The sequence below is a fragment of the Streptomyces sp. SID11385 genome (assembly GCF_010548245.1).
GTDB lineage: Bacteria > Actinomycetota > Actinomycetes > Streptomycetales > Streptomycetaceae > Streptomyces.
Genome location: NZ_JAAGLR010001179.1, coordinates 1 through 24,602, shown reverse-complemented (window position 1 = coordinate 24,602; position 24,602 = coordinate 1). Strand labels below are relative to the sequence as shown.

Here is a 24,602-nt window from a genome sequence, read left to right as displayed (position 1 = left end):
GTGCAATCCCTTCGGAGTTGTCCCGTCCCGGCTCCCCGTGGGGGAACACGAAGCCGGGACGGGGGTCTAGGCGTAGGCCACGGGGCGGGCCGGCGCGGTACGGCGGTAGGGCGGGGCGGCGGGGACGGGCACCAGGGACCGGGCGGTCAGTTCGAACCAGCACCCCGACCACCGGTCGGTCACCCGCAGCACCAGCGGGAAGCCGTTGACGAGCTGGTCCAACGCGTCGTCCTGGTGCACGGAGGAGACCACCCACGCCCGGAGTTCGGCGGGGGCGTCCGGCAGCGCTTCGGGGGCGTCGGGAAGGCGGACGAGCCCCCCGTTCCCCAGCCACCACGTCCCCGGGTCCGGGTCCAAGCCGTCAGCGATCCGGAGTGCCTGCCCGCGAAGGCGGACGAGCGCCACCCGAGCGCTTCGCGTCGTCGTCCCGCCGAGCTGGAAGCCCCGCGACGCGTCCCCACCCCTCACCGCGACGACGTACCGGTGTTCGCCGCTCATGCCGCCCCCTCCGGCTCGGGGTGGCCCCCGAACAGTTCCGGGGTGGTGGCGACGTAGGGCAGCTCGGGCGCGTAGGCGTACGACCGGTGGTCGGGGTTCTCGGCGGCGTGGCGAAGTGCCCAGTCTTCGGCGGACGCTCCGTCTTCGGTGCGCGCGGACTCGGCGCCGCAGACGTTTCCGGCTTCGTCCTCGCTGGTGCACCGGTACAGGTGCGTGACGGGGGCGGCGTCGGGCTCGCGGTCGGGCTTGACGGTCCAGGAGACGAAGCGGAACAGGCTGCGGGTGCTCATGCGGCACGCTCCGGACAGCCGGTCTCCGCGCGGTGAATCGACGCGATGCCGTCGAACTTGCGCGCCGCTTCCGCGTCGCCTCGCGCGGCGGCGGCGTTCTCCTGCCCGGCGAGGTACACACACCGAGGGCAGTTGACGGGCGGGGGAATCGGGGGCGTCCAGCTCACGGGGACACCGCCGTTCGTCCGGCGCGCTGCCGCTCGGCGGTCTCCCGTTCCGCCGGGGTCGGCTCGCGCACGGCGTCGGGCTCGGCCTCCCACTCACACCCGCCACGCACGGGACGGAGCATGTAGCGGGGGCCGCCCTTGCCCATGAACACGCCGAGCTTGCCGTTCGCGTCCACCAGCAGCGTGCCCGGCTCGGGCGGTTCGGTGTGGTGCTTGCTCACAAGCTGCCCCCTTTCGCGGTGCGATGGGGGACACGCTAGGAACGGCGATGTGCCGATAGACAGCCGATTCTATGTGATTGCACGCGGATCACCTGAGCGAATCCCGAGCACTGACGATCAAGGAACGGGCCTGTGTTCCGTAGACGGAGAGACCGGAAAGTGCGGCGAAGGTGTCGGCGTAAGTCTTGATCTCACTTGGCTGCGTCAGCGTCAGGAACCCGGAAACCAACTCCACGTTCACTTGCCCACTATCGAAGATCCAGAACCCCTCGACGGGCATCCGAACCCGATTCAGGCGAGCGGGGATGATGCCGATGCTAATATTCGGGACAGAAACCAGCGTGAGCAAGTGATCCAATTGTTCGATCTGGTTCTCTATACCTCCGAGCGCATTTCGCAGCACGCATTCCTCGACAATGAATGCGAAAGTGCGGTGTCCATCGCGCAGGACCTTCTGTCTTTCCATGCGTGAGGCCACAGCGTCGGCAACGTCGTCAACCTCGACACGGCGTCGCTGGACGGCACGCAGAACATCTTCGGTATATCCAAGAGTTTGCAGAAGTCCCGGAAAGAGTCCAGGAGAATATGAGCGAAAACGATGCGTTCTCTCATAGAGCGGAACGCGCGAGTCTTGCACCCTGCGCAGCCCTGTACGTTCCATGCGGCTCCACGAAAGCCACATCCCTTCCACGGCGCGCAGGGAGGCAACCAGGTCACTTGTTTGGCCCTCGGCGTTGCAGGCTCGACACCAAGTGCGGATGTCTTCTTCGCTCGGTTGGGTCTTGCCGGTGCAGATTCGAGAAACCTTGGAAGGATGCCATCCGCAAAGGGCTGCCAATCCCTTTCCGTCAAGACCGGCGTCTCTAACAATTTCTCGGAGCCTGTCAGCGAGAACCTGCCGAGCCTGCTGAACGCTGGAGGAGGACGACTGTGCCATTATCAATCAGGTCAGCTTGTAGTCCTCGTGGGGCGTGGCCCGGCGCCATACTTCACGAAATGCCGAAGCGGCCATCACCACGACATCATGATCCCGACACCATTCCCTGTCCACTACTTCTCCGGTGCCGGAGAAGTAGGTGAAGAGCACCGACTCTTCATCGAACATCCAGAAGTCGGTACCCGGAAGTGGGATATCGGCAGCCAGACGTCTTGGAAGCCAGCGGATCAACTCCCCAGCCGCGATATTCGGGAAACTGACGTGGTGCTCGTAGCGGATGTACTCGGTTACGGGTTCCGAGACGATCCGCGCTCGCTGCATGACGACCCCTCGGGAGGTCACTTCCTGGACCACATCCAGAAAAGGACGCCACCATGTGGACCTTTCGGCGTTGGGGTCCAGACGCTTCCCGCGCTGCCAAGCGACGAACTCAGGGTCGCCAGGTAGATAGGAATCCCGCATCTCCAGATGGACTACCGAAGTCCGAGCGGTGGAGAGCCCTTCAAGTACTGGGTTCTTCATTTCCCTACTCGTTGTCGAGAGCTGGCAAGTACTGTCGCATGACCTTGGGCAGTCGAAGAATTACCTCGTGGTCCGGCACGTCCGTGCCGTGACCGGGGATCGACCCAACCTCCTTACATGCCTTTACCTCTTCCTCGCTCGCCCGGTACGACTGAATCAGCAGGTCCCCGCTGTCCTCGTCGAGCCAGATGGTGGGCGAATCCGTGTCGGGAGAGTTCGGAATGATCCCGAGGAAACGCAAGCGCATGACTACCCCCTGTGTCGATCTGATTGCAGATGATTGCTCGATCGTTGCCCAGTCAAGGGGGGTCGTCAAGACCGCCCGCAAGCCGCGTCGGGGCCGCTGACGCAAAAGAGCCCCCCGTGCTGCCTGTCCCACGCGGGACGGGCAGCACGGGGGGGCTTGTAGGGGGGGTGGGTCAGTCCCAAAGGCCGCTGTCGTCGTCGGCCGGCTCGGGGGCCGCGAGGCCGGTACGAGCGCTGGGGGAGAGCCCAAGTTCACGGATGTAGCGGGCGACTTGAACCCGGTACTGCCCTGCGATGGTGGCGGCGCCGTTCTTCTGCCACCCGCGCTCTCCTCGGAGCATCAAGCCGTGCTCTGACAACTCCCGCTCGCACTGGTCGATGCGGGCCACGGCGACGCAGTAGTCCTTGATCAACGAGGCGTCTACGTCTCCGAGTCCGACCGCCAGAGCGAGTACCGGAACGACGCGCCGCCACTCGGCCGAAGCAACCGAACGGCAGCGGGCATTGACTGTTTCCTGTTCCGGGTTCTCAACCGTGCGGAACGTCTCCTGCCAGTCGGGTTCGATCATTTGGGCGGGCGGCACGGCCACGGTGTCCGGCGCTGCCCGCTTTCCCGGGTTTCCCTCTCGGACGATTTGAAGTGCTGGTTTCTTGCGCCACGGGTCGGCCAACTTTCCCTCCTTTCGTTGCGCAGTGTCGCATTCGAAGTCCGCGCAAAGTGCTGTAGTTGCGGCGTGAGCTTTTTCCCTCCCTGCCGTGCAGGATCGGGGAGGGCGATGGGCACCCCCCTGGGTGCCCACGAAAAAATGGAGACGGGCGCTACTCAGCGGAAATGAAATCCCTTCGCGCGGTTCGCATCTCTTCGCCGAATTTGTCGGCAGACTCATACGCCTTCTTTTCCAGGTGTTCCAGAAGGTCATCTGCGAATCGGTTATCGGTCCATCGCTGATCAGGGACCGTGCACACCTGTCCCAAGTTTCGCTGCGCGGCGCGGGCTTCGGAAAGAATGTATTCGCGCTTGTGCCGGGCGGAACGGTATTCCACGTAGCCTGCGAACCAGGGTTCACCGGAAAGCGCTTCGAAGAAGCGTTCCCGTGCGGCATGTGCCGACTCGGTCATTTCCTGCAAGCGATCCTTGTAGGTGGCGGCAACCCGGGTGTCATAGTTTTCCGCCCGGAGGGCCCGGCGGTCCTCTTCGGCGCGCTCGGCCTTTTCGAGCTGTGCTAGCGCATCATCGAGCGGGGCGGACAGCTTGTCCGCCTGTGCTCGCAGCTTGGCAACGCGCTCGGCAGCCTTCTGGATGTCGTTGTTCATGCTCAGTTCCCCTCGTCAACATTGCGGCCATGAGCTGCCGCATTCTTCTTGTCGGCCTCGTAGTGACCGAGGGCAATGTGTGCGACCGCGCCGAGACGGCCGTACAGGTCGGGCTGTGTGTCGCGCAGATGGGCGAGCTTCTCCAACCGCTCATCACGGTTCCACGCTGCGGCGCGCAGCCTCTCTCGGTCGACTCGTCCGCTCACGCGATCCGCATTCCAAAGGTGCTTACTCGTCATCGTCATTCCTTCCCTTTCGGATGTGTGCCGGCCGTCCTCGCGGCAATGCGCTTCCGGTAGTCGGCTTGCCTGCACTTCGACGAACAGAATCGCCTAGGTCGCCCCCTGCCGCCCCATCCCGTGGGGCCCGCACAATGGGTGCACCGTGCTGCCGTGCGGGCTTCTCTGGCGTCCTCTGCGGCTTCTGCGATGTCTTCCTGTGCGTTGATGCAGTCGTATCCCGCTTCGTCGTAGGCGCAATATTTCTGCCAGCGATTCAGGGGCTCGAAGAGTTGCCCACACAGCGGACACGACTTCTCGGCCGGGCGGGGGCGGGTTCTGGCGCGGTGTGCGGCTTGTCGGCATCTTCCGGAGCAGTAGCGTTCCTGGCGTCCGGAGAGAGGTCCGCCGCATTGGTCGCAGCGCGCGGAGTGCGCGGCGGGTGCGTAGTAGCCCATGTTCAGTGCTCACCGGGCAGGCGGGGTGATGAATTGCTGTGATGAGTCACGCTCTCTGTTTTTCCTTAGATTTTTTCTATGCATTCTATTTATTGTTACGCGTCACCCAAATAAGTAACTCTGTCTCTTGGGGCGCGGTTTCGTCCGCTGTGCTCCCACGGGCGTGCGGCTCGTGAGACGGCAGCGCGAAGCCCCGGCCGTCCTCGTGGGCGTCCGGGGCTCCGGGGCGTCTGCATCTGCCGCGCAGCGCCGTTTGTTGGTGGGATCTTTCGTCTTCCTACTCGCTGTAGGGAGCGGAAAGATCCCGGCATCGTGACGGGCGCTACGCGGCGACCAGTTCGCGCACGGGCTCGGGCTCGGCGAGACGGGAGGCGGAACCGGGGGCGGGGTGGTCTCCGCGCTCAACGGACGCCACGTCTTCGGCTGCCGTGGCGACGGTCTCGGCGGCAGGGTCGAACGCGCCGTTCACCGTGAACGACACCCGCCGTACGTCGAGCTTGCGCCACCCCCCACGCGTACCGCGCGAGACTTCCAGACGCACCCCGGCTTCATGCAGCAGCTTGCGGCGTCCGGCGGTGTCGGCATTCGCCCACTCGTCCGCGATGGTCCGGCCCGTGGTGGTCACGACGCGCTGTTCGGGGCGCGCTTCGCGGCTTTCCAAGTCGCCAATGCGTGCGTCGAGAGCGTCCGCCCGTCGCTGCCACTCTGCGGCGGCGTGCCGGGACTTTTGGCGGCCCTTCTGTTCCTGGTGCTCTGCGAACTCGGCGATAGTGGCGTCTAGTTCGGGCTTGGGGTCGTACCCGGGGATGATCTTGACCGTGGTGGTCTGGATCGAGCCCACGCGGCGCAGGAACTCCGCTTCCGTGTACTCGTCGGCCCAGTCGCCCCGGATGTTCGCCGACGCTTCGCACTTCTCCCCTCGGCCGTAGGGGTTGCACTTGTACGTCGGGCGCTTGCCTTGCTGCTTGTTCAGGTACATCCGTGCCCCGCACCCCGCGCAGTGGATCACCCGCAACAACAGCGCGTCCGTGTCCACCCGGTCCCGGTTGTCGATGCTGTGAGCGTCCAGGAGCTTCCCTACGTGGTCGAACTCCTCGCGGGTGAGGATCGGGATTTCGGCCGCCATGATCGGGTTGCCGTCGTCGTCGCGGACGGGCTTGCCCTGGTGCATCTTCCAGCCCAACAGCGCTTCGTTCCGGAGCAGGCGCGTTATGACGCCCGCGTTCCAGGTGAACCGTTCTCGCGTGACTGCCTTCTGTCCCTTCGCGCCGCCGGTCTTCCCGCCCAGCTTCCGCCCCTTCATGGCCGACCAGTGGTCGCGGGGGCTCAGGATGCCGTCTGCGTTGAGGTCCACGGCGATTGCTGAGACGGTCTTGCCTTCGGCCATGTCCAAGACAATGCGTTCGATGACCGCAACGGCTTCGGGGTCGGGGACGAGCGTGAACCCCTTGCCCCCGTGCTCGCCGGGCATCTCGGCAACCATGTAGCCGTACGGGGGGCGCCCGCCACGCCACCGGTAGGTCATCTTGCGAATGGCGGCCATCGCACCGGTTACGCGGTCGCTGATGCTCTGCGACTCGACCTGAGCAGCGAACGCAAAGAACGTCATCATGAGTTCGCTTACCGGGTTCATCGGGTTGCGGAAGTCGAATTCGAGTCGCCCGCTCCCGCCGATGCCCTCGGCGAACACGATGAGTTTGCGGTGCGTCCTCGCCCACTTCGCGAGTTCGTGCATATCCGCCATCGACCGGATAGCGCGGTCAAAACGCCACCACACCAAAGCGTCAAAGTCTTGCGGTCGGGCGAGCCACGCGCCCAGCTCGGGGCGGTCGAAGGGGCTCGTTTTGGACGCGCTCACGTCCAGGTCTACGGCTTCACGAAGGTTGTCGCCCTCGCCGAAGCTGATACCGAGTTCTGCGGCTGCCCTGTCGTTGGCTTCGCGCTGCCGCTCGGGGCTGGTGGTCTCGTCGGTGAGCACGGACAGACGGACACACCGCACACCCCGAAGGGTCTCGGTGTAGACCGTCCCCGCGAGGGGGTTCCGGGTGCTGGCAGTCGTCATGCCCGCTGTAGGGAGCGGGGGGATCTCGCTGTTCGACTCCGTACCGGGCTTGACCAGGACCGATGCAACCACGACGACACTCCAGAACGTCTAGTTCCGTGTGTCGGGAGACATCGAGGGGAACGAGTTCTGCGTACTCGCGCGGCGGGTGGAGTGACCGCACGGCGGGTGGAGCGACCGCGCGGCGGGTGGAGCGACCCCGGCGGCGCTCAGTCCGCCGTCTTCTTCCGCACGAGGCAGAACGGGTGGCCCGCCGGGTCCGTGAGGACGCGGGCGCGGGCCGGGTCGTGGGGCTGGTGGCCGGGTACGGCGGCGCCGAGGGCGACGAGGCGGGCCTCGGCCGCGGCCAGGTCCTCGTCGGCCTCGTAGCAGAGGTGGACCTGCTGCGGGACGTCCTGCCCCGGCCACTTGGGCGGCCGGTAGTCCGCGACGGGCTGGAAGCCGAGGACGAAGCCGTCCGGCCCGGTGAGCGCGGCGAACTCCGCTCCCGACCCCGGGTGCGGGGCGAGCCCCGTCGCCTCCCGGTAGAAGGCCGCGAGGGCGAGCGGATCGGCGCAGTCGAGCGTGACGGCGACGGGACGCAGGTACGGGGGCACGGGGCGGCTCCTCGGTCGGGGTCGACGGGGCTCCCGTCACCGTACGGGGGCGCGGAGCCGGACGGTACGGGCCCGTACGCACGTGCCCCCGCCCCGTACGGCCCGCCCCCGCCAGCCGCCGTACTGACGCGCGCCCAGGTGGCGGCGTGTCAGGTGGCAGCGGGCTCGTCCGGGCCGCCAGGGTGTGGGACGAATCCGACGAAAGGGGCGCACGTGCCCGAAATCACCAGCCCGTACGCGACCGGCACGCCGTGCTGGGTCGACCTGCGAGCGAAGAACCAGCAGAACGCGATCGACTTCTACAGCGACCTGCTCGGCTGGCAGGGGCAGCCAGGGTCCGGCGGCTACGCGATCTGCGAGCTGCGCGGGCAGGCCGTGGCCGGGATCGGCGCGGCTCCCGCGGACCAGCCGGAGCTGCCGCAGGCGTGGACCACCTACTTCGCGGCGACCGACGCCCCGGCCATGCAGGACACGATCGTCGGCGCGGGCGGCTCGCTCCTCGCGCCGGTCGCGGACATCGGCGACTACGGCCGGATGCTCGTCGCCGCCGACCCGCAGGGGGCGGCCTTCGGCGTCTGGCAGGCGGGCGAATTCGCCGGGGCGCGGCTCGTCAACGAGCCGGGGTCGCTGATCTGGAACGAGCTGCACACGGCGGACGTGCCCACCGCCGCCGCCTTCTACGGCGACGTGTTCGGCATGAACTTCGAGCCGGTGGAGGGCGTCGAGGCGTACTGGGAGATCAAGATCGCGGGCAAGACGGTCGGCGGCGCGACCGGCCTCAAGAGCGACCCGCCCGGCACCCCGGCGCACTGGCTGACGTACTTCTCCGTCGACGACGTGGACTCCACGGCGGACGCGCTGATCCGTCGCGACGGCACGGTGCTCGCCCCGCCCTTCGACATGGTGGCCGGCCGGATGGCGGTCGTCGCCGACCCGGAGGGCGCGCGGTTCGCCGTCATCAAGCCGCCGTCGCGGTAGCGGGGGGTACGGGCCCCCGCGAGGTGAGTGAGCGCTCACCCACCTCGCGGGGCCCCGCCCGTACGGGATGCGGCAGCGGTTCAGTACGGGGTCCGCACCCCGAACGCCCGCCGCAGCCGCTCCATGTCGGCCACGTCGTGCGGCCTCGGTGCGTAGCCGGTGTGGAAGAGGACCTGCTGGGCCACCGAGAGGCACGGGACCGGCGTTCCGGCGATCGTGCCCGTCACGAAGCAGTCGGCCGGGTACGGGAAGGGCCGGCCGGGCACGAAGGACTCCTGCCACGCCGAGCCGTCCGCCGCGAAGACGAGCGGGTGCAGGTCCACCGCGCGGCCGTCGGCGGCGGTCATGACGTGCCGTACGGGCCGCTGGTCCTCCGTCTCCGCGAAGCCGTCCGCCGCGAGCGCGGCCACGATCGCCGCTTCGTCCTCGCGGCGGAAGGCGAGGTCGAGGTCCTGGTGGGTACGGGTCCGCTCGCCGAGCAGCGCGTCGACGCCCCACCCGCCCGCGATCCAGACGTCCGCGCCGGCGCGGCGCAGCAGGGCGAGGAGAGCGAGGACGTGCTCAGCGGTCATCACGAGGTCATCACCCGGAGAGGGTAGGCGCGGGGCGCGGGGGCGGCGAGCGCGTTTCCGCGGGGGTGCGTCCGCTCCGTACGAGCCGTGCGGCCCGCACGGCCGGTCAGGAGCGGACCGCGGTGGTACCGGCCTCGCCGCGGTTGGCGCGGACTTCGTCGTGGTGCTCGGTGACCCAGTCGATCAGCCTCGCCACGACCTCGTGCAGGCCCCGGCCGAGCGGGGCGAGGGCGTACTCCACCCGCGGCGGCACCTCGGCGTAGGCCGTGCGCGTGATGAGGCCGTCCTCCCGGAGCTGGCGCAGCGTGTGGGTGAGCATGCGCTGCGAGACGCCCGGAATCCGGCGCTGGAGATCGGTGTAGCGCAAGGGGCCGTCCTCCAGGACGGCGACGATCAGCATGCTCCATTTGTCGCCGACCCGGTCGAGGATCTGGCGGACGAAAGGCATGCGGTCGGCGGGGATGCGCGCGCACGGCCCGCTCACGGCAGCCATCTCCGTATCCGTGCTGTCCTGCATGGCACCCATTCCTCTCCGTCGCGCACACGCGTGTGCCTTTTGTACCGGCTTCCATACTGACGCATCATGGCGCTACGAACAAATAAGAGGAATTGCAGGTCAGGCCAGGAAGGCTGAGGTTTCAGCCGCGCCCGACCCGGCACCTCGTCCCGCATCCCCGTCTCCGCGAAAGGCACACCAGCCATGTCGTACCTGCTGCACATCGACTCCTCCGCGCTCGGCGAGGCGTCCTTCTCCCGTCAGGTCGCCCAGTCCTTCCGCGATCAGTGGGAGGGTCCGGTCGTGCACCGTGACCTCGCCGCCTCACCGGTGCCGCACCTGAGCGCCGCGGGCGTCACGGCCCGCGTCACCGAACCCGCCCTGCACACTCCCGAGCAGGCGAAGGCGCTCGCGATCCAGGACGAACTGATCGACGAACTCCTGGGCGCCAGCGCCTACTTGTTCACGGTACCGATGTACAACCTGTCGATGCCCTCGGTGTTCAAGGCCTGGCTGGACCAGATCATCGTCACGGGCCGCACCATGATCTCCGGCGGCCTCTCACCGGTCGCGGGCCGCCCGGCCGTGCTGATCTCCGCCCGGGGCGGCGGTTACGGCCCCGGCACTCCCAACGAGGGCTTCGACTACGTGGTGCCCACGCTGGAAGCCGTTCTCGGCCACGACCACCTCCTCGGCCTGGACGTCACCACGGTGATATCCGAGCTGACCATGGCCACCACCAATCCGGCCATGTCCTCGCTCCTCCCCCTGCACGAGGCGTCCCTGGCGGCGGCCCACGACAAGGCCCGCACGCTCGCCACGACCTTCGGCAAGCAGCGCGCCGCCTGACGCGACTCCGGCCGGCCCGGCCGCCGCCCGGGTCCTCGTCAGGGGACTCGGGCGGGCCGTCGGCCGTTCCGGGCGCGGGGGACGGTCAGTTCACGGCACGCAGGTGCGGGCGACCGCGCCCCGACCCGTCCGCCGCACGCTCCGCCGCGCGCTCAGCCAGTCCCTCCGCCAGGCGCTCCGCCACGCGTTCCGTCGTCGCGTCCGCCGGGAGCAGGACGACGATGAACTGGCCTTCCGGTGGGCTGAGTTCGAGGTGCTCGCGGTGCCAGAGCAGGGCGCCGTCCTCGGGGTGGGCGAGATGGAGCGGGTGGCGGGGCGGGGGGAGGTGGCGGTGCACCCGGCGGGTGAACTCCGGTCCCGCTTCCGCCTCCAGCACGCTCGCGAACCAGGCGGACGCGCTCGCGGAGGGGCCGAGGCCGATGTCGAAGGCGAGTTCGTCGGCGAGCCGGTCCCAGTCGGGGAAAGTGGCGCGGGCGCGCGGATCGGTGAAGACGTAGCGGGTCAGGTTGGGGGCGGGGGTGTCCAGGAGACCGCTGGGGGCGAGCAGGGCGGCGAAGCCGGGGGTGTGGGCGAGGACGTCGCCGAGCCGGTTGGTGACGTACGCCGGTGCCGGGGCGAGGAGTCGCAGCGTGGCGAGGACCGTGGGGCGGACTTCGCGCGGGGGCGGCTCCGGGCGCGTACGCCCCGGGCAGTTCGCGGTGGTGATCTTCGCGAGGTGCCGCAGGTGCGCGCGTTCGCCCTGGTCCAGACTCAGGCCGTCCGCCAGGGCGTTGACGACGGCCGGGGACGGGTTGCGGTCCCGGCCCTGCTCGATACGGGTCAGGTACTCGACGCTGATGCCCGCGCGCCCCGCGAGGTCGATGCGGCGCAGCCCCGGAGCGCGCCCGCGCGGGACCGCCGCGAGACCGAGGGACTCGGGACGGATGCTGTCGCGCTTGGCCCGGACGAAGTCACCCAATGGCGTGCCCATACGGCCACTGTAGGCAACGGCGGCCCGGCGCGGGCAGAGCGCTGGGTGGCCCTGCGGGGGCCAGCCCCGGCCCGGTCTGGCCCCGCGCGCGCGGCCGGACGACCGTGGAGCGCATGACACGGACACCCGACCGCACCCCCGCCCGCCCTCCCGTCCTCACCGTCCTCGTCGCGAGCGTCCGCGAGGGCCGTTTCGGCCCGGCGGTGGGCGCGTGGTTCGCCGAACAGGCCCGTACACACGGGGGGTTCGACGTACGGCTCGTGGACCTCGCGGACATCGAACTGCCGCTCGTCCTCCCCGCCTCCTCGCCCAAGTACGCGGGCGACTCCTACCCGCGACCGCCCGGGATGGCCCCGCTGACGGAGGCACTGGCCGGGGCGGACGCGTTCGCCTTCGTCACGCCCGAGTACAACCACAGCTTCCCGGCCTCGCTCAAGGCCGCGATCGACTGGCACTTCACGCAGTGGCAGGCGAAGCCGGTCGCCTTCGTGAGCTACGGCGGCGCGGCGGGCGGCGCCCACGCGGCGCTCCACCTGGAGAACGTCCTGACCGAACTCCACGCGGTCCCGCTCCGCGACCGCCTCGCCTTCGCGAACTACTTCACGGCCTGGGAGAACGGCCTCCCCCTCGACCCGGCGGCGGCACCGCTCGCGATGGGTCTCCTGGACCGGCTGGGCTGGTGGGCACGGACGCTGCGGGCGGGGCGGGAGACGGAGGCGTATCCGGGGTGACGGGGCGGAGGCGGGAAGGACGAGGCGGGGGCGGGGTGACGGGGCGGCCCGGCCCGAGCGGCGCCCCCGGCTGTCAGCGCTCCGTGCGAGGCTGCCCCGTATGACCGCCGAAGCCGACCCGGCCGCCCTCGCCCGGCTCCCTCTCGACGCCCAACTCACCTCGCTGCGCGAGATCCTGGCGCGCAACGAGACCCTGGCCGAGGTCGTGCGGCGCGCGGCCGGGCTCGGGCTGCCGGGCTGGTACGTGACGGCGGGGTGCGTGTTCCAGACGGTGTGGAACGCGGTCACCGGCCGCCCGCCCACGTACGGCATCCGGGACTACGACCTCTTCTACCACGATGCCTCCGACCTCTCCTGGGCCGCCGAGGACGCCGTGATCAGGACGGGCCGCGAGGTCTTCGCGGGGCTCCCGGCCGAGGTCGAGATCCGCAACGAGGCGCGCGTCCATCTCTGGTACGAGGCGAAGTTCGGCGTGCCGTGCGCCCCGTACCCGTCGAGCGAGGCGGCGATCGACTCCTTCGCGGCGACGACGTGCTGCCTGGGCGTGCGCGCCGAGGAGGACGGGGGGCCGTGGCGGGTGTACGCGCCGCACGGCCTGGGGGACGTCTTCGGCCTCGTTCTGCGACCGAACCCGGTACTCGCGCCGCGCGAGGTGTACGAGACGAAGGCGGCGCGGTGGCGGGAGGCGTGGCCCGAGCTGCGGGTGCTGGCGTGGCCGGGGGCGGCCGCGTAGCTCACTGCTTCCCCGCGCCCACCGGGTCCACGACCAGGAGGCCCGGCTTGTCCGCGCCCGCCTCGACGCTGAAGCCGACGGAGAGGCGCTGCGTGTGGGTCTCGTTGGGCGGGGTGACGTCGATGGCGTTGATGAAGACGCCGGAGTTGCCGCTCTTGCTCGGCGGGTAGTGGAGCGTGAAGCGTGTCGTGTCACCGGGCTTGAGGGCGACGGCGGGCGGCGTCATGCCGCTGCGCTCGGCGCTGAGCGGGGCCCCGGCCTCGTCGGAGCGGATGTCGATGCCGGGGAAGCCCTTCAGCGCGCAGGCGTCGCCGCTCGTGTTGCGCATGCTGACGATGAGGGTTCCCTCACCCATGCCGTGCGCGGTGTCGAAGGCAAGGTTCTCGGTCTTGCAGGCCCCGGCGGTGATCTGGCCGCCGCCGCTGCCCCGGGGCTCGTCGCCACCGGAGGCGGACCCGGAGCCGGACCCGGAGTCGGAGCCCGAGGAGCCGTTCGCGGTCCCGGCCGCCTTGGCCCCGCCCGTACCGCCACTCCCGGAAGCCCCACCGCTGCCGGAGTCCGCCGCCTGGCCCGTGGCGGCGGACGAGGAGTCGCCCCCGGCGGCGTTGTCGCCGGAGCCGCCCTCACAGGCGGTGAGCGAGAGCCCCGCGAGGAGCGCGACGGCGGCGAGGGTGAGCTTCTTGGCCCGCATGAGACTTCCTTCGTTCGTTCGGTGCGCCTTCCTGATCAAGAGGACCACGGGACCACCCGGAACCGTTCCGCCCCGCACCCCTCTCATACATGCCTGTGACACGCACCAGCGCGCCCCAAGGAGGTGGCGCGACGACACGGCGCCGCGAGCCGAGCGCCCTCGCCCGGCAGAAGCCAGGGCCGTCCCGCACCGCACGGCCGGTTCCGGCCCCGCGAAACGACGCGGGAACCGCGCACGCCACCCCCGTACGACCGGAACGATCCCGTGACACCCCAGAACTTGCCCCGCCTCCTCCACACGCACCATCCCCACACCCCTCACGCACGCCTCACAGCGAGACCGGCGCCCCAGCCGGCACGCGTCCCGATCCCTCACCCACTCCCCCTGTCAGCCGCCCCTACTACGCTCCCCGCCATGACCTCCGCCCCCGGCTTCATCTGCACCACCTGCGGCACACCGCACGCCGGGATGCCGCTGCACCACGCCGCCCCCGCGCCCCACTACTGGCTCCCCGGGATGGAGTCGGCGCCCGGCTGCCTGCTCTCCTCGGACCAGTGCGTCATCAACGCGGAGCACTACTTCGTGCGGGGGTTGATCGAGATACCCGTGCAAGGGACGGACGAGGTCTTCTCGTGGGGTGTGTGGGTCTCCCTCAGCCGCACCAACTTCGGTCGGATGAGTGACCGTTGGGATACCCCGGGCCGCGAGGCCGAGCCGTCGTACTTCGGGTGGCTGAGCACGGAGCTGCCGGCGTACTCCCCCACCACCCTCAACCTCAAGACCCACGTCCACACCCGCCCCGTCGGCGCACGCCCCCTCGTCGAGCTGGAACCGACCGCACACCCGCTCGCGGTGGAGCAACGGGAGGGGATCGGGAGGGACCGCGTACGGGAGCTGGCGGCGCCGAAGGAACCGACGGAGCCGCCCGCGCACTGACGGCGGCGCCCGCGCACTGACGGCGGCGCGCGAGGCGTCCCGCCGAGGACCCCAACCTCTTTCTTGAACGCTCGCTCCAGATAGCTTACGGTGAAGCCATGGCAAGAACGCGGGAGTTCGACACGGAGGCGGCGGTGTGCCGCGCCATGGAGCTGTTCTGGACGCACGGGTACGAGGCCACCTCGGTGCGCGACCTGACGCGCGAGCTGGGGATCGGCCAGGGCTCCCTGTACGCCGCCTTCGGCGGCAAGGAGGGGCTTTACCGGGCCGCGCTCACGCACTACCGCACCACCCTGGCCGCCGCCGCCCTGCGCACGCTGGAGGAGGGGACGGGCGCCCGGACGGTGATCCGTTCGATGCTGGTCGAGCGGGTCCGTATCGCCGTCGAGGGCGGCGGCCGGGGCTGCCTGGCGGTCAACGCCGCCTGCGAACGCCTGCCCGCGAGCGCGGACGTCCGGCACGCCCTCCGGGACATGCAGGACGCCAGCCGGGAGGCACTCACCGAGGTGCTGCGCGCCGCGACGGAACGCGGCGAGATCGAGCCCCGTCACGACCCGCACACACTGGCCGCCTACCTCGTCACCTTCCTGAACGGACTGCTCGTCTCCGCCAAGATCACCCCCGACACCCGCGCCCTCGAACCCCTCGTGGACGTCGCCCTCGCCGCACTCGACTGAGCCCTTCACGGCCCGGGCCGAGTCACGCCCGGCCGGGGCGAGTCACACACGGCCGACGAGTCGCGCCCGCCCGGGGCGAGTCATGCACGGCCCACCCCGCGTTATTCGCACCCCGGCTCCGTCATGCAGGACCCGGCCGAGCGATTCACGGTCTGGCCGGCTTTTTCACGTCCTCAAAACGTAACGCTCGATCCAGAAAGGTTCGCTCCCATGACCTCCCTGCCCACCACGGACCCCGCCGCCGCTCTCGGCGGCAGTCGCTGGAACACCTTCCCCGAAGCCGGCGCGGCCCTCACCGCCCGCGCGTTCCTCACCGCCATCGAGCCGTTGCTCCAGGGCGTCATCGACGACAACGCCCTCACCCACGCCGACCGCGAGGTGCTGGACGCGCAGATCCGCGCGACCCTCGCGCTCGGCACCCGGGAAAGCTCCCTGCCCCTGTCCATCGGCCCCGACAGCGACGAGGGGGCGCGCGAACTCGCCGCGCAGGCACGGACGATCGGCGGGCAGCTCGCCACCTGGGCCGGTGCGGCCCTGGACCGCCTGCTCGGCGACCGGCTGCCGCTGCCCGCCGGACCGCTGGTCGTCCGCAGCCACTGCTACGGGCACCTGCTCACCCCGCCCGCCACGGACCTGCTCATGGGCCGTCGCGGCGGACCCGTCACGATGCAGCTCTACAACGAGTGGCTGCACCAGGTGGTCCTGCTCCGGGACGCTTTGCTGCCCTTCACCAACTGGCAGGACGTGCCGCTCCTGGTCACGCCGACCGGCCTGCGGCACACCGAGGCGGCCCGCGACGCGTTCCTCACCGAGCTGCTGGTGCGCCGCGTCAGGCACTCCGCCGTCGTGGACTTCGCGCGCCACGTCGTCACCGGCACCTCGGGCCCGGCCGGTTACGGCTTCGAGAACGCCGCAGGCACCGCCCTGCCCGCCGTACTCGACCAGCCACCCCTGACCGCCCCCAGGCACCTGCTGACCTGGCGCCCGGCCCCGGCGCACGCCGACGCCACGACCGCGACGGCCACGTACGTACCCGAGGCGGAGGACTACTACGCCGCTCCCCGCACCCTCGTCGAGGACCTGCCGCCCACGGGCCCCGCACGGAGCCCGCTCACCGCCCGTACCCGTCCCGGCCCGCTCGCCGACGGCGCCCGTACCGCCCGTATCGAGGTCACCGTCGACGGCACCACCACCCGCGTCGACCTCGGCCAGGCCCTGCGCGGCCACCGCTACGCGAAGCGCGTCGCGGACGGCGGGAACGACAGCGGCGCCCCCACCGGCAGCGGCAGCGAGGCCGGGGCCGGCAGCGACGCGCCCCGTACCGGCCCCGTCCCGGCCGTCCTCCGCGCGCCGGGCCTCGTGTGGACGGAGGCCGCCGAGGGGGCCTCGGTGGACGCGAGCGGCCACCCGGACCTCGTCGTCCTGGCGCTGCTCGGCCGCCTCTACCCGGAGTACGTCACGCTGCGCGCCGCAGGGCCGACGGAGGCGGGGACCGCGCCCGGACACCTGCTGACGTTCACCGCCCCTCCCGGCACCCACTGACAGGACTCCCCCCGACCGGGGTGGCGGCGCACGACCGGCACGGCGCCGAAAAGCACTGGTCCGCGCCGCCCCTCCCCCGCCACACTCCCCCCATGCCGCCACTCCACCCGAACGAGATCCCGACGACCCCCGCCCTCGTCCGCGCGCTGCTCGCCGCGCAGATGCCCGAGTGGGCAGGGCTGCCGGTGCGGTACGCGGGGGCGGGGACCGACAACAGCATGTACCGGCTCGGGGACGAGTACGTCGTGCGGCTGCCGCGTACGCCCGGGGGCTCGCAGGCGCGGGAGCTGACGTGGCTGCCACGGCTCGCGCCGCACCTGGGCCATCGGGTGCCCGAGCCGGTGCGTGTCGGGACGGCGAGCGAGGAGTTCCCCGCCCCGTGGGCCGTGCTGCGGTGGATCGACGGGGCGGAACCGGGGCCGGGGACCGTACGGGACTGGACGGCCTTCGGGGCCGATCTTGCCTCGTTCGTACGGGAGTTGCGCGCCGCCCCGCTCATGGGGGCGCGGCGCGCGGACGGGCTGAGCTGGTACCGGGGCGGCCAGTTGCGGGGGATCGCGGCGGAGACCGGGACGGCGCTCGACGGCTGCGCGGCGCTCGGCGACGTCCTCGGCCTCGACCTCGCGGCGCTGCGCGACGTGTGGGAAGCGGCGCTCGCGCTGCCCGACGCCGAGGGCCCCGAAGGCTGGCTCCACGGCGACCTGCGCCCCGCGAACCTGCTGGTCAAGGACGGCAGGCTGCACGCGGTCATCGACTTCGGCACCCTCTCGATCGGCCTCCCCGACGCCGAACACTCCCCCGTCTTCGACCTCCCGCCCCAGGCCCGCACCGCCTACCGCGCATCCCTCGCCCTGGACGACACGACGTGGTCCCGCGCCCGCGGCTGGGCCCTCGCGGTCGCGGCGATGGGCATCCCGTACTACTGGGAAACGCTCCCGGACTTCGCGGCGGAGTGCGTGACCCGCCTCCGCAACGTCCTGGCGGACGCGGGCGTGGGGTCGACGGCGGCCGGTTCCCCGCCGGGCGGGGCGTGACGCCACCGTACCGAGGAGCTGAGCCCCGCAGGTCCTCTGCCCGGCCTGTCGCGGGCAGAGGAGCAGACCGGCTGCCGGATCAGGCGGGCATCAGGACGAGGGGCGGAAGGGCGACGGTGACGGGCACGGTCCCCCTTTCGCTGTCGTACAGCTTGTACTCGAAGTCCGTCGACAGTGAGCCCAGCGGTTGCGCGGAGACGTGGGGCCACAGTGTGAACTTGATCGTGTAGAGACCGGAGATGCCCGTTGTCTGCATCTCCCGTCGGTACTTCAAGGAGTAGATCTGGCAGAACGCCCCCACTGGCGTCGTGCCCGCCGGAAGCAGATGGTGCAGCAACCGGAACTCGGGCTGGTTCATGATCTCCAGCTGGTCCGCAGGGGATGTTCCCCCGAAGACAATGGAGTTGTAGTCGTTCTTGACGTCGCCCTCCCGGTAGTCCCAGAAGGCGTCTTCCCAACTCGTGAAGAAATCAGCGAAGTCGGTGAAGCCGGGCGGCAGGGAGTCGCCGAGACGCCTGACGATGACACTCATCCACTTCTCCTTCAACTCGCCGACTGTGGCGCACCTGCGGACCGTCCCTGCCCCTGCGCGAAGGAACCGCGCCCAAGGCCAGCGGAAGAGGCTTGATCTCATCGCGCGGTGACCCGATATGCCCTGTTGCCCACCGCTTGGGGATGCGTGTAAGCGGGCCGGTGTCCGTGTCGGCGGGACGCGCTCTCGTGGTGCGAGGGCGCTTCGGCAGGGAGCCTGCGGGCTCATCTCCAGAGCCGTGCGCGCCTGACGGCCCCGCACCCTCGACGGGGCGGTTCGGCGGCCGGGGCGGGGAAGGCGTCGAGGAGGGCGAGGGACAGGAGGGCGAGGGTGCGGAGGCGGGCGGGGGTCGCGGGGGTCTCCGTACGGGCATGACGGGCCGCCGTGCGGGAGAGGCGGGCCACCGCCGGGTGGGGGTGCTCGGCGGTCGCCGCCGCCAGGAGCCGCAAGCCCCGTAACAGGCGCGCCTCTTGGGTACGGGGGTCCGGCGGCGGTACGGGGACCAGGCCCAGCACCCGTTCGGCGAGGTCCCGCAGACGGCGCAGTTCCCGCCCCGTACGGCCCCGCCCTATCGGCCGCGCCCTCACAGCCGCCGCCCGTCCGTCGCCCCCGGCACCACGGCCCGCGTCCGCTTCCGCCCGTCCCCGTCCACGTCCCAGCTCACCCGCACCCCGAACAACCGCAGCAGCGCCAGCCCCCGCCCCGCCTCGGCCTCCCCGTCCGGCATCGCACAACGCCCCGGAATCCGTGGACTGTTGTCCGTCACCGCGATCAGCACGGAACGGTTCGCCTCGACGGCGACGAGGAGCAGCAACGGCCGCGTCCCGCCCCCGTGCACGACGGCGTTCGCCATCAGCTCCGACACGGTCAGCGACGCCAACTCGCCGCACCCGACCCCGAGCCTGGGCAGCACCCGCCTCAAGGTCTGCCGCGCCTCCGGCACCGACACCAGCACGGGGGCGAACTCACCCGTCCACTGCGTGCGGGGAGCGGCGGGGCCGCTCGAACATACGACGGTCATGGAGATCACGTCCTCGTGCCGGACCCTCCGAGGGAGGGGCGGGGGGAGTTGAAGGGCACGCGAGGGTGTGTGCCGAAGGCTCCGACCCCAGCGGGAAATAAGCATGCGTCTTTTGGCGGGCTCCCGGCAATGGATTCACGCGATTGCGAGTGTCCCGTTCAAATGTGCGGATAGAAAGATGAGTTGGCGGCGTGCCAGAATGCGGCCATGGTTCAGAAAAGAGCGGTACCGACCATCAAAAGGCGGCGAGTTGGCGCCCAACTGCGTCGCTGGCGCGGCCCGATGAAGAGCGGTAACGCCGCGAAGCTGATGGGCTGGGACATCACGCGCCTGAGCCGCATCGAACGCGGCACGTACCGAGTGAGCAGCGAGGAGGTACGAGCCTTCGCGGCCAAGCTCGGCGTGGACGACGAGCCCGGCATCGAGGAGGTCGCCCTCGCGGCGGAGGAGCCGGCGGGGGCGGGGTGGTGGGTGCCGTACACGGGGCACGTCCAGGCGGACCTACTGGACTTCGTCCAGATGGAGGCGGAGGCGGACAGCATCCGCGTGCAGCACTACTCCGTGGTGCCGGGCTTGCTCCAATCCCCCGCCTACATGCGGGAGATCATCTCTCACGAATCGCGCCTGAACCCTCGGCAGGTGGGGATGCTGATCAACCTGCGCCTCGCGCGGCAATCGGTGCTTGGCCACCTCACGCGTCTGCACGCCATCGTTCCTGAGGCAGCGCTTTACCCCAGGTTCGAGAACAACCCGGGCATCATGCCTGACCAGTTGCGCCGACTCCTCGACGTATCCGACATGCCCAACATCGACCTCCAGGTACTTCCGCTCACCGCGCACCCGAAGTACGGCTCGAACGGTGCCACCACCCTGCTCGACTTCAGGCACCCCTGGGCGTCGGTGGCCAGCGTCGACGGTCCCTCGGGCGGCTTCCATACGGAGGATGCCGACCTGGTAGCTTTCCAGTCCGGTGAATTTGAGTCGATTGCGAAAGTCGCGCTCCCTTTTAGCGAGACGCGTGAGCTTTTGCGCCAGCACCTGGAAAGGCTGCACAAGTGAGCACGAGGCACGGCCAGGACGAGCACGGCGGAGCAAACTGGCGGAAGTCCTCACACAGCGGCGACACCGGCCAGTGCGTCGAGTTCGCCGACCTCCGCGCCACCCACGCCGCCATCGGGCTCCGGGACTCCAAGAACGTCCCCGGGCCCGTCCTCCTCGTCGCCCCCGCCGCTTTCACCGCCCTCGTAACGGGCCTGAGCGACCGAGCCTGACCCGGCAGGCATAACGATCTCGCGGCGCGGACAGCCTCCACGTATGACCGCGCCCGAGATCGAACCGGCCCGTTGGCAGAAGTCCCCGTACAGCCAGGCCACCAACCAGTGCGTCGAGTTCGCCGACCTCCGCGCCACCCGCGCCGCCATCGTCCTCCGCGACTCCAAGCACATCCCCGGCCCGGCCCTCCTCCTCACCCCCGCCGCCTTCACCACCTTCCTGGCGAGCGTGACGGGCCGGAGTTGACCCGGCGAGGCGTCCCGCCCCCGGGAATGGCGACCTCCGCGACTTCCGGCAGCAGTCCCCGCCCCCTACCTCCGGGGTTAGTGAGCACTCACCCACTCCGAACCACCCCGGGCTCCACGGCTGGTAGCGACGGGACGGAAAGGGCCGCGACCGGCCGAAGTCGCGGGCGGCCGCCGGGGCTGGGCGAGACATCGGCCCCAGCGTCCCGTACCCCTCCGGCCCCTGCCGCCCGCTCCCGTCGAGAGGACGGCCGAAGCGGCGTACGGTGGATGAATAGGCATAAGCGCATGGACACTTCGCGTCGCATGTGGTGACGCCGCGTCGCGCCGAGGGGGGCACTCGACCGGGAGCCTGCCATGAGGCAAATGGAAACGGTGCAGCAAGTCGACCGCTTCGTGCACGAGCGCCGGAGAACCGACCGCGTCCTCGTGGGGTGGGGAATCTACTTCTTCCTGCTCTCCTGGGTGACCTTCGGGATCTATCCGAGCGTCGTCTTCTACCAACGGCTGGCGCGGACCGACGCCTTCCGCGAGAGAAAGATCCATTACTACGACGCCGTGATCACCGCGACGCGTGAGTACGCCCGCCGCAGCGGCCACGAGGACGAGGCGCGCGCGGCGCTCGACGACCTGCACCGCGAGACGCGTCAGCGGCTCGCCCAAGAACACCACCGCCTGCGGCCGGGGCTCTCCCTCTTCCTCGCGTGGATCACGCTGGGCATCTGGGGCCTGGTCTCCGCGCGGCGGCTCATGCGGTTCTGGTGGGACGCGCAGGAGATCGAGCAGGACTTCGACGAACGGCTCAGCGTGATCTGGATGCGGCTCGGCATCGTCGACTACCCGCTGCACTTCGAACCGGTGGCGGAGACGCACCGCTCGTTCGCGGCGCACTTCGTGCTGACGCTCTGCACGCTGGGCATCTTCGGCATCGTCTGGGACTACCGGCTGCACGTCGACCCCGACCGTACCTATCCCGAGTTTCACGACACCGAGGACGCCGTCCTCTCCGCCTTGCGCTTCGCCGAACCCAGCCGCCGCAGGGAGCCCGTCAGCGCCTGAGCGGCGACCCGCCGCCCGTCCGGGGAGGCGTGCTCCGAGCCGAGCCGAAGGCCGGAGCACGCCGAAACGTCGTCCACGCGGTCTCCGTGCGAATCTGGTGTATCGCAGCGGGACGGACGGGAACGGAAGCGGAGCGCCGGTGTACATCACGAGGGTCCAGCTCGACGGCATCAAGGGCTTCAGCGGCGCGCGCGCCGTCGACCTGCGCCTCGCGGGGCGGGGTGGCTGGACCGTGCTGGCGGGGCGGAACGGGGCGGGGAAGTCGACGTTGCTCCAGGCGGTGGCGTTGGTGCTGGGCGGGCCGGGTGTGGCGAGGGCGCTGGTGCCGAGCATCGCCGGATGGGTCAGCGGTGGCGCCAGTACCGGGGAGGTGACGGTCGAGGCCGGACCGAAGCCGAAGGAGAAGTCCTCGCTCAGGGTGCTGTTGTGGCGCAACCCGGACCGCACGAACCCGCAGGACGCGGAGGCGCTGCACTGGCAGGGCGCTACCGAGACGTCCTGGCCCGGGCACTCGAACGCCTGGTTCTACGCCGGTTACGGTCCCTTCCGCCGGCTCTCCGGCGGATCGAGCGAAGCCCAACGGCTCATGACGGCCCAAGGTCCTGGCAACCGCCTCGCCACCCTCTTCCACGAGGACGCCTCGCTCGCCGAGGGCGTCTCCTGGCTCATCGACCTGCGCCTGCGCTCGTACGAGGAGGACCCCGAGCGCGGGGAATCCAGGCGCCTGCTCGACCAAGTCCTCACCCTCCTCGGCGACGGGCTCCTCCCCGACCGCTACCAGATCCAGCGCGTCACCGCCGACGGCCTCTGGGTGCGCGAGGCCGGGGACGACGGGCCAGGGTTCCCGCTGCGCGAGATGAGCGACGGCTACCGCACCGTCGCCGCCCTCGTCCTCGACCTCGTACGTCAACTGCACGCCACGCACGGCCCCTTGCGCACCGAGGCCACCCCCTCCGGCGGCATCGCCCTCACCCATCCCGGCGTCGTCCTCATCGACGAGGTCGACGCCCATCTGCACGTGACGTGGCAACGCCGGATCTCCGGCTGGCTCCGTGAGCACTTCCCGCACATCCAGTTCATCGTCACCAGCCACAGCCCGTACATCTGCCAGGCCGCCGACGAGGGCGGGCTGATCCGGCTGCCGGGGCCCGAGGAGCAGGCGCCTCCGGCGGTGGTGGACGAGGACCTGTACCGGCGGGTCGTGTACGGGAGCGGCGACGACGCCGTGCTCTCGGAACTCTTCGGCCTGGAGACGCCGTACTCCACCCGCGCCGAGGAGCGGAGGCGGCGGCTCGTGGCACTGGAGCGGAAGGTGTACGCGGAGACGGCGACGGCCGGGGAGATCGCGGAGTACCAGGAGCTGAGCGACCTGCTGACGAGTTCGCTGGAGAGCAGAGTGGCCGAGGTGTCGGCGCGCCTGGAAGGCGAACCCGAGCGGTGATCCGGCTCCCGCGCGTGCCCGTCCCGGAGCAGGCGCGCGACCTGCTGGCACGGCGGACGCGGAACGTCGAGGAGGCCGGCGGGACCTCGCGCGCGGCCCGTACGGAGTGGGAGAGGGCGCACGCGCCCAAGAAGCACGTGCGGACGGCGCTGGAGGGGATGGCGCGTGGCGCGGTCCGGTGCATGTACTGCGACGACAGCCGCGCCACCGACATCGACCACTTCGAGCCGCTGGAGCGGGCCCCGTTACGGGCCTTCGAGTGGCTCAACCACCTGCTGGCCTGTTCGCACTGCAACAGCAACGCCAAGCGCGAGCAGTACCCGGTGGACGGGGACGGGAACTGTCTTCTGGTCGATCCCACCGCCGAGGACCCCGCCGACCACCTGCGACTCCTGCTGCACACGGGCGAGTACGCGGCGGTCGCGGACTCGGCCAAGGGCGAGGAGACGATCGAGGTGTTCGGTCTCAACCGTCCCGACCTGGTCAAGGGGCGGCAGGACGCCTTCCACCGGGCCCGCTCGAACCTGCGCGACTGGCACCAGCTCCGCAAGCAGGCCGACCACGAAGCCGCCCGGGAGGCCGCGCGGGTGGCCCAGGCGCTGCTCGACTCCCCCTTCGTCGACGTCGTGCACGTCATGGCCCGGCTCACCCCGGCGGTCGCCCTGATCGTCGTCGGCCCCCTGACCGTCCCCGCGCTCGACGCGTGGAAGGCCGAGGGCGGCCCGTGGGCGCGGTGGACGGCAGGATGGGCCCCATGAGTCTGCTGCCGATCGGGGAATTCGCGCGGGTCTCGCGGCTTTCGGTGAAGGCTTTGCGGTTGTACGACCGTATGGGGCTGGTCGTGCCCGCGTGGGTCGATCCCGTCACCGGGTACCGGTACTACGCGGGGGCGCAGGTCGAACGGGCGCGGCTCGTCGGGTGGTTGCGGCGGGTCGGGATGCCTCTCGCGCGGGTGGGGGAGGTCGTCGCGATGGAACCGGGGGCGGCTGCGGAGGCGGTGCGGGGGTGGTGGCGCGGGGTCGAGGCGGAGACGGCGGTACGGGGTGAGCTGGCGGCCTTCGTCGCCCACTCGCTCGCTGACTCTGCCGCCTTCGTCGCCGAGCCGGCCCCGGGGCCCGCGTTCGGTTTGCGGTGCGCGGGGGTGAGCGACCGGGGGCTCGTACGGGACGAGAACCAGGACGCCGTGCACGCCGGGGCGCGGCTGCTCGCGGTGGCGGACGGGTTCGGGGCGCGTGGGGCGCTCGCCAGCGGCGCCGCGGTCGCGACCCTGCGCCGCTTCGCCGAGGGGCCCGAG

At 70.5% G+C, this 24,602-nt stretch carries 34 protein-coding genes; 15 read left to right on the top strand and 19 right to left on the bottom strand.

The window, feature by feature from the left end; genetic code table 11:
* Positions 1-66: 66 nt before the first annotated feature.
* The 12 genes from G3I42_RS35795 to G3I42_RS35745 form a co-directional block, all read right to left on the bottom strand.
* Positions 67-498 carry a hypothetical protein gene (locus G3I42_RS35795; RefSeq protein WP_164291811.1) on the bottom strand — a complete coding sequence of 144 codons (432 nt, stop codon included), beginning with the start codon at positions 496-498 and terminating at the stop codon, positions 67-69.
* The gene (locus G3I42_RS35790) at positions 495-788 is read right to left on the bottom strand and encodes a hypothetical protein (RefSeq protein ID WP_008747591.1); all 294 of its coding nucleotides are present in this window, start codon (positions 786-788) and stop codon (positions 495-497) included. The genes G3I42_RS35795 and G3I42_RS35790 overlap by 4 nt, the downstream gene beginning before the upstream one ends.
* A complete protein-coding gene (locus G3I42_RS38345) occupies positions 785-907 on the bottom strand; it encodes a hypothetical protein (RefSeq protein ID WP_009062508.1) in 123 nt (40 codons plus the stop codon). The genes G3I42_RS35790 and G3I42_RS38345 overlap by 4 nt, the downstream gene beginning before the upstream one ends.
* A gap of 44 nt (positions 908-951) precedes the next feature.
* On the bottom strand, positions 952-1,176 hold the full coding sequence (locus G3I42_RS35785) for a hypothetical protein (RefSeq protein ID WP_164291810.1): 225 nt from the start codon (positions 1,174-1,176) through the stop codon (positions 952-954).
* Positions 1,177-1,264: 88 nt separating this feature from the next.
* Positions 1,265-2,113 (bottom strand): helix-turn-helix transcriptional regulator, encoded by an 849-nt coding sequence (locus G3I42_RS35780; protein ID WP_164291809.1) that lies wholly within the window; start codon positions 2,111-2,113, stop codon positions 1,265-1,267.
* 6 nt (positions 2,114-2,119) lie between these two features.
* A complete protein-coding gene (locus G3I42_RS35775) occupies positions 2,120-2,635 on the bottom strand; it encodes a DUF6879 family protein (protein ID WP_164291808.1) in 516 nt (171 codons plus the stop codon).
* Between the two features lie 4 nt (positions 2,636-2,639).
* Positions 2,640-2,882, bottom strand: coding sequence for a hypothetical protein (locus G3I42_RS38155; RefSeq protein ID WP_008749501.1), 243 nt, complete (start codon positions 2,880-2,882; stop codon positions 2,640-2,642).
* 172 nt (positions 2,883-3,054) lie between these two features.
* Positions 3,055-3,552 (bottom strand): phage terminase small subunit P27 family, encoded by a 498-nt coding sequence (locus tag G3I42_RS35765; protein WP_203607770.1) that lies wholly within the window; start codon positions 3,550-3,552, stop codon positions 3,055-3,057.
* Positions 3,553-3,700: 148 nt separating this feature from the next.
* Positions 3,701-4,195 (bottom strand): hypothetical protein, encoded by a 495-nt coding sequence (locus G3I42_RS35760; RefSeq protein ID WP_164291807.1) that lies wholly within the window; start codon positions 4,193-4,195, stop codon positions 3,701-3,703.
* Between the two features lie 2 nt (positions 4,196-4,197).
* Positions 4,198-4,434, bottom strand: coding sequence for a hypothetical protein (locus G3I42_RS35755; protein WP_239096895.1), 237 nt, complete (start codon positions 4,432-4,434; stop codon positions 4,198-4,200).
* Between the two features lie 759 nt (positions 4,435-5,193).
* Complete coding sequence (locus G3I42_RS35750) at positions 5,194-6,933, bottom strand: recombinase family protein (protein WP_164291805.1); 1,740 nt, start codon at positions 6,931-6,933, stop codon at positions 5,194-5,196.
* 209 nt (positions 6,934-7,142) lie between these two features.
* Positions 7,143-7,529 (bottom strand): VOC family protein, encoded by a 387-nt coding sequence (locus tag G3I42_RS35745; protein WP_164291804.1) that lies wholly within the window; start codon positions 7,527-7,529, stop codon positions 7,143-7,145.
* A 213-nt stretch (positions 7,530-7,742) separates the two neighbouring features.
* Between G3I42_RS35745 and G3I42_RS35740 the strand changes: the two genes are divergently transcribed.
* Positions 7,743-8,507, top strand: a complete 765-nt coding sequence (locus G3I42_RS35740; RefSeq protein ID WP_164291803.1) for a VOC family protein — start codon at positions 7,743-7,745, stop codon at positions 8,505-8,507.
* 80 nt (positions 8,508-8,587) lie between these two features.
* On the opposite strand, the gene G3I42_RS35735 is transcribed toward G3I42_RS35740, so the two are convergent.
* Positions 8,588-9,079: a nucleotidyltransferase family protein gene (locus tag G3I42_RS35735; protein ID WP_164291802.1), complete on the bottom strand. Its 492-nt coding sequence runs from the start codon at positions 9,077-9,079 to the stop codon at positions 8,588-8,590.
* A 106-nt stretch (positions 9,080-9,185) separates the two neighbouring features.
* Positions 9,186-9,605 (bottom strand): helix-turn-helix domain-containing protein, encoded by a 420-nt coding sequence (locus G3I42_RS35730; protein ID WP_164291801.1) that lies wholly within the window; start codon positions 9,603-9,605, stop codon positions 9,186-9,188.
* A 174-nt stretch (positions 9,606-9,779) separates the two neighbouring features.
* Here G3I42_RS35730 and G3I42_RS35725 point away from each other — a divergent pair, with 174 nt between their 5' ends.
* Positions 9,780-10,424 carry an NAD(P)H-dependent oxidoreductase gene (locus G3I42_RS35725; RefSeq protein WP_164291800.1) on the top strand — a complete coding sequence of 215 codons (645 nt, stop codon included), beginning with the start codon at positions 9,780-9,782 and terminating at the stop codon, positions 10,422-10,424.
* A gap of 85 nt (positions 10,425-10,509) precedes the next feature.
* Here G3I42_RS35725 and G3I42_RS35720 read toward each other — a convergent pair whose 3' ends face one another.
* A complete protein-coding gene (locus tag G3I42_RS35720; protein ID WP_164291799.1) occupies positions 10,510-11,394 on the bottom strand; it encodes a helix-turn-helix transcriptional regulator in 885 nt (294 codons plus the stop codon).
* Between the two features lie 113 nt (positions 11,395-11,507).
* Between G3I42_RS35720 and G3I42_RS35715 the strand changes: the two genes are divergently transcribed.
* On the top strand, positions 11,508-12,125 hold the full coding sequence (locus tag G3I42_RS35715) for an NAD(P)H-dependent oxidoreductase (protein ID WP_164291798.1): 618 nt from the start codon (positions 11,508-11,510) through the stop codon (positions 12,123-12,125).
* A 100-nt stretch (positions 12,126-12,225) separates the two neighbouring features.
* Entirely contained in the window at positions 12,226-12,858 is a 633-nt protein-coding gene (locus G3I42_RS35710) for a nucleotidyltransferase family protein (protein ID WP_164291797.1), read from the top strand.
* A gap of 1 nt (position 12,859) precedes the next feature.
* Here G3I42_RS35710 and G3I42_RS35705 read toward each other — a convergent pair whose 3' ends face one another.
* Entirely contained in the window at positions 12,860-13,549 is a 690-nt protein-coding gene (locus G3I42_RS35705; protein WP_164291796.1) for a DUF4232 domain-containing protein, read from the bottom strand.
* Between the two features lie 414 nt (positions 13,550-13,963).
* On the opposite strand from G3I42_RS35705, the gene G3I42_RS35700 reads away from it, so the two are divergent.
* The 4 genes from G3I42_RS35700 (at position 13,964) to G3I42_RS35685 (ending at position 17,738) form a co-directional block, all read left to right on the top strand.
* The gene (locus G3I42_RS35700) at positions 13,964-14,485 is read left to right on the top strand and encodes a DUF2199 domain-containing protein (protein WP_164291795.1); all 522 of its coding nucleotides are present in this window, start codon (positions 13,964-13,966) and stop codon (positions 14,483-14,485) included.
* 98 nt (positions 14,486-14,583) lie between these two features.
* Positions 14,584-15,162 (top strand): TetR/AcrR family transcriptional regulator, encoded by a 579-nt coding sequence (locus G3I42_RS35695; protein WP_164291794.1) that lies wholly within the window; start codon positions 14,584-14,586, stop codon positions 15,160-15,162.
* Between the two features lie 210 nt (positions 15,163-15,372).
* Positions 15,373-16,704: a hypothetical protein gene (locus tag G3I42_RS35690; protein WP_164291793.1), complete on the top strand. Its 1,332-nt coding sequence runs from the start codon at positions 15,373-15,375 to the stop codon at positions 16,702-16,704.
* A gap of 92 nt (positions 16,705-16,796) precedes the next feature.
* Positions 16,797-17,738, top strand: a complete 942-nt coding sequence (locus G3I42_RS35685; RefSeq protein WP_164291792.1) for an aminoglycoside phosphotransferase family protein — start codon at positions 16,797-16,799, stop codon at positions 17,736-17,738.
* Between the two features lie 79 nt (positions 17,739-17,817).
* Here G3I42_RS35685 and G3I42_RS35680 read toward each other — a convergent pair whose 3' ends face one another.
* The 3 genes from G3I42_RS35680 to G3I42_RS35670 all read right to left on the bottom strand — a co-directional run bounded on the left by G3I42_RS35680 (position 17,818) and on the right by G3I42_RS35670 (position 19,291).
* Complete coding sequence (locus G3I42_RS35680) at positions 17,818-18,270, bottom strand: hypothetical protein (protein WP_164291791.1); 453 nt, start codon at positions 18,268-18,270, stop codon at positions 17,818-17,820.
* 224 nt (positions 18,271-18,494) lie between these two features.
* Positions 18,495-18,857 (bottom strand): hypothetical protein, encoded by a 363-nt coding sequence (locus G3I42_RS35675; RefSeq protein WP_164291790.1) that lies wholly within the window; start codon positions 18,855-18,857, stop codon positions 18,495-18,497.
* Positions 18,854-19,291: an ATP-binding protein gene (locus G3I42_RS35670; RefSeq protein ID WP_164291789.1), complete on the bottom strand. Its 438-nt coding sequence runs from the start codon at positions 19,289-19,291 to the stop codon at positions 18,854-18,856. Before G3I42_RS35670 ends, G3I42_RS35675 begins: the two co-directional genes overlap by 4 nt.
* Before the next feature lie 207 nt (positions 19,292-19,498).
* Here G3I42_RS35670 and G3I42_RS35665 point away from each other — a divergent pair, with 207 nt between their 5' ends.
* The 7 genes from G3I42_RS35665 to G3I42_RS35635 form a co-directional block, all read left to right on the top strand.
* A complete protein-coding gene (locus tag G3I42_RS35665; RefSeq protein ID WP_239096894.1) occupies positions 19,499-20,350 on the top strand; it encodes a helix-turn-helix transcriptional regulator in 852 nt (283 codons plus the stop codon).
* Positions 20,347-20,562 (top strand): DUF397 domain-containing protein, encoded by a 216-nt coding sequence (locus G3I42_RS35660; RefSeq protein WP_164291787.1) that lies wholly within the window; start codon positions 20,347-20,349, stop codon positions 20,560-20,562. Before G3I42_RS35665 ends, G3I42_RS35660 begins: the two co-directional genes overlap by 4 nt.
* A 43-nt stretch (positions 20,563-20,605) precedes the next feature.
* Positions 20,606-20,809 carry a DUF397 domain-containing protein gene (locus G3I42_RS35655; protein ID WP_164291786.1) on the top strand — a complete coding sequence of 68 codons (204 nt, stop codon included), beginning with the start codon at positions 20,606-20,608 and terminating at the stop codon, positions 20,807-20,809.
* A 356-nt stretch (positions 20,810-21,165) separates the two neighbouring features.
* Positions 21,166-21,867, top strand: a complete 702-nt coding sequence (locus G3I42_RS35650) for a DUF4234 domain-containing protein (protein ID WP_164291785.1) — start codon at positions 21,166-21,168, stop codon at positions 21,865-21,867.
* Positions 21,868-22,006: 139 nt separating this feature from the next.
* The gene (locus G3I42_RS35645) at positions 22,007-23,308 is read left to right on the top strand and encodes an AAA family ATPase (protein WP_164291784.1); all 1,302 of its coding nucleotides are present in this window, start codon (positions 22,007-22,009) and stop codon (positions 23,306-23,308) included.
* Entirely contained in the window at positions 23,305-24,066 is a 762-nt protein-coding gene (locus G3I42_RS35640; protein ID WP_164291783.1) for an HNH endonuclease, read from the top strand. The genes G3I42_RS35645 and G3I42_RS35640 overlap by 4 nt, the downstream gene beginning before the upstream one ends.
* A partial coding sequence (locus G3I42_RS35635) for a helix-turn-helix domain-containing protein (RefSeq protein WP_164291782.1) occupies positions 24,063-24,602 on the top strand: 540 nt, incomplete at its 3' end. The genes G3I42_RS35640 and G3I42_RS35635, both read left to right, overlap by 4 nt.